Source organism: Bartonella sp. AA1HLJMS, assembly GCF_042197445.1.
GTDB lineage: Bacteria > Pseudomonadota > Alphaproteobacteria > Rhizobiales > Rhizobiaceae > Bartonella.
Window position 1 is genome coordinate 1 of record NZ_JBHIRW010000079.1, and the last position, 3766, is coordinate 3766.

Annotated in this window: 4 protein-coding genes; 3 read left to right on the forward strand and 1 reads right to left on the reverse strand. The window is 37.4% G+C overall.

Annotation, left to right across the window (positions count from 1 at the left end; all coding sequences use genetic code 11):
• Positions 1 to 412: 412 nt before the first annotated feature.
• The 3 genes from ACFIQE_RS08990 to ACFIQE_RS09000 all read left to right on the forward strand — a co-directional run bounded on the left by ACFIQE_RS08990 (position 413) and on the right by ACFIQE_RS09000 (position 2494).
• Positions 413 to 904 carry a Rha family transcriptional regulator gene (locus ACFIQE_RS08990; RefSeq protein WP_375707577.1) on the forward strand — a complete coding sequence of 164 codons (492 nt, stop codon included), beginning with the start codon at positions 413 to 415 and terminating at the stop codon, positions 902 to 904.
• 562 nt (positions 905 to 1466) lie between these two features.
• Positions 1467 to 2219, forward strand: a complete 753-nt coding sequence (locus ACFIQE_RS08995) for an antA/AntB antirepressor family protein (protein WP_375707578.1) — start codon at positions 1467 to 1469, stop codon at positions 2217 to 2219.
• The gene (locus ACFIQE_RS09000; protein ID WP_375641119.1) at positions 2216 to 2494 is read left to right on the forward strand and encodes a hypothetical protein; all 279 of its coding nucleotides are present in this window, start codon (positions 2216 to 2218) and stop codon (positions 2492 to 2494) included. Before ACFIQE_RS08995 ends, ACFIQE_RS09000 begins: the two co-directional genes overlap by 4 nt.
• A gap of 63 nt (positions 2495 to 2557) precedes the next feature.
• Here the strand turns inward: ACFIQE_RS09000 and ACFIQE_RS09005 are convergent, their stop codons facing one another.
• The gene (locus ACFIQE_RS09005; protein ID WP_375707579.1) at positions 2558 to 3604 is read right to left on the reverse strand and encodes a Fic family protein; all 1047 of its coding nucleotides are present in this window, start codon (positions 3602 to 3604) and stop codon (positions 2558 to 2560) included.
• Between the last annotated feature and the right edge of the window lie 162 nt (positions 3605 to 3766).

The window sequence follows — 3766 nt, forward strand, 5'->3', positions numbered from 1 at the left end:
GCTATTGTAAACGAAGCCAATGAAAGACTAATCAAAAACATACAGTACCAACTTGCTCGTCAAGAATATGCTGCCAATAAGAAAGCTAAATAGTGTTCTTAAGCTATGTCACCACACTACTCACAGCAATCTTATTACTTGACAAGATTCACGAAAAACATATATCGTTAAATCAGGTGCCTAGAAAACACCTTGATAGATAGCGGATAGATTGCCGAAACAGTTTATTTTCCGCATATTAAAGGCTTTGACTCATTCTATGCTCATCGCATATAATGATCTCGTCGGGTGTAGTTATGCTATACAATACCCTTTTGGGAAAAGCATAACGACGGACTATCTACCGTGTTTTCTAGCACCCGATACCCCTTGAGGTATGAATAGAAGACATCTAAGTAGATAGGAGTTCGTTATGAACAATTTAGTAAATACCCAAACCACGTTAACAATGTCTAGCCGTGAAATTGCGGAATTATGTGATAAAAGGCATGACAATATTGTAAGAGATATTCGACAAATATGTACTGACCTCAAAATTGAGGTGAGTAAATTTCAAGGAAATTATAAGGATTCTACAGGACGTAAATTAGTCTGCTACAACCTACCTAAGCGTGAATGCCTTATCTTAATTTCAGGATACAGTACAGTGTTGCGTGCTAAGATCATTGATCGCTGGATAGAACTCGAGAGTCAAGAACAGACCGATTACGATAATGATACACGCTTTGATTTGCCAAGTTATTGGGAGGGAATGAACGCTGGTGAAAAAGCTTTGTATCTTTTAGGTCCTATCCATGTGCGTCTTGTTGATGCTTTCAGAGTAGATGAAGAAAATAGAAAATATAAAGCCCTCATTAAAGAAGCAAAACAGGTGTTAGCTAGATCTGTCACAAAAGCTGCTTAGATTTAAAACATAATCCCATCTTCTCCACTTTCAGAGTGGAGAGGATGTTAATTTAAAGTAGATTGCCAATTATGCCTCTTCCATTTCAAAAAAACGTAATAAAATCAATTCAAAAGGTACTTCCCAGCGGGTTGGCTTCGTTGCGGGGCAGGCTAGCGCGAACTATCGCTAGCGACAGAATTTTCAATTTGACTGTACATTGTACATTTAACTCATTGATAAATAATGATTTCAATATGTACACTGTACAGTATGTGAAACGTTTTCTTAGCAAAAAGTAATTTTTATTACTTGACAATTCTACAGTAATAGGTATCTTCGAATCAGGTGCCTGAAAACACCTTAAAACCATAAGCGGATGGATTGCCGATACAATCTTTTTCCGTACATTGAAGGCTTTGACTCATTATATGCGTATGGCGTATACTGGTCTTGTCGGGTGTGGTTATGCCATAAAATACCCTTTCGGGGGAAAGCATAACGACGGACTTATGGCCGTGTTTTCAGCGCCCGATACCTTTCTAAGGTGTCAATGAAAACATTTAACCATAAGGAGTTCACAATGAACACTCTTATTCCGATATCGGAACAAACTGTTGGACAGGAAATTGTTCAAACAGTAAATGCACGTAATCTGCACGCATTCTTAGAGGCAAAACGAGACTTTTCCAATTGGATTAAAGACCGTATTATCAAATACAATTTAGAAGAGGGAATAGATTATATTTTAACGCTCGCCAAAACTGGCGAACGTCAAAATGTAGTGTTAAAAGAATATTATCTTACACTAAATGTAGCAAAAGAGCTTTCTATGCTTGAGAACAATAAGAAAGGTAGAGAAGCTCGTTTATACTTTATCAAATGTGAACGGCTTTTGAAGCAAGTAGCAACACCACAGATAACTGCATCACAAGTTGACTATTCCAAACCGGAAGCATTGCTTGGTGTTTTGAATCATCTACAAAGCCAAATAGAACATAAAGATCATGTGATTGCAGAATTGACACCAAAAGCAAAAGCTTTGGATGGCTTAAAGCGCTCTGATGGTTTATTCGGTCTTATTGAATCAGCAAAGATGTTGGAAGTAAGACCAAAGGATTTAACTGATTACTTGCGTAAACATGATTGGGTGTATCGATGGGCTCTAGGGGCGCCGCTGTTACCTTATCAGGATAAGGTCAAGAAAGGATTCATGGACTGTCCTGCTATCACCATTCAAAGACCGGATGGTACAGAAAAGGTGCTCTCTTCAACAAAAATCACACCAAAAGGATTGGCATGTTTGAGAGAACAAATCCATGGAGGTGTACAATGAACACCAGTGTCGACTTCTTATGCGATTTGTGGATAGCGTTGTTTCAATTTTCTAATGATGAAAATATTAACGACAAAGAATGTACTGCTTTGGTTGACATCATGAGTCTGGTAGAAAAGGTTTTGATTTTAAAACTTCAAGATGAATCACCAAATGCACTCAGAATTTTGGCAATGATTACAAATTTTGGAGATTCAGAACTACCGCATAGCATGGATTCTTTGTTGCGAGCCTATGTTCCTACTTTGGAGAACCCGATTGCAAAAGTAGCTTAGACCTACAACATAATTTTATCTCCTCGTCTTTTAGGCGGGGAGGTGGTTAAGACGGCAATAAAATTAAGGTGCACTATACCAAGTTGATCGTCCACCACCATGACGTATCAAAAGACCTTTTTCAACTAATGATGTAAAAGTTACTTTAAGTGTATTAGCGCTTGCACCAACCTCACGCACCATATCGCGGGTTGTAACACGTCCGTGATTACGCACATAATCAAGAATATTAAGAGCCAATTCAGATAAGGAAAAAAGAGCATTTTTTTCACTCTCTATTTTTATTTCTAATTGGCGTTTTTGTTTTTGTAGAGCACGTAAAAAAAAGAGTATCCAAGGCTCCCAATTGGGTGTTTTAGTATAAATTGTTTTTTGAGTTTGATTTAAAGCTAAGTAATAGCTTTCTTTATTATTCTCAATAATGCTTTCAAGTGATGAATATGGTACATAAACATAACCTTTTTGTAACAAAAGAAGGGTGGTTAAGATACGGCTTAAACGTCCATTTCCATCTTGAAAAGGATGAATAGCTAAAAATGTTACATTAAAAATACCAATCGTAAGTAAAGGATGAAGATCCTTTAATTCATTGGTTTTATTGAACCAAGTAATAAGCTCTTGCATTCGGTATGGTGTATCAAATGGTGTAGCTGTTTCAAAAACAATGCCAACCATTTTCCCTTGAGAATTAAATGCTGCTACATCATTGCGTAAAGTCTTATATTCACCTCGATGTCGTTGATCTTTCTCACTATTACACAAAAGATCACAATGAAGTTGTTTAATATGATTTTCAGTAATAGAAATATCACTCCAAGATTGAAAGATTGTTTCCATAACCTTGGCATAACCGATAACTTCTTGTTCATCACGACTCTTGAAACGTTTAATTTCTAAGTTTACCAAAAGCTGTTCGATTTCGCGGTCTGTTAACTTACTCCCTTCAATGCGTGTAGAAGATCCAATACTTTCAACAGTAGCAATATGGCGAAGGGCGTTCAATCGCTCAGGTGCAAGAGTACCAAGAGCGCGCCATGCCCCTTTGAACTCATCAATCTCAGTAATGAGAGCCAACAATTCTTGTGTAATTTGGAGTGTATCTGTTTTCATACCGGAATATATACCCGATTATACCCGATTGTCAATCATTCGTAACACAGTAAACTCTTACTTCTTATGGCAGAGAAGAAGGCAAGGAGCAACTATGACCAAGAAGCATCGTGAGGGTTTATTGGTTCGTGCGTTTGCGAAGAAGATGGGTGTTTCACATAA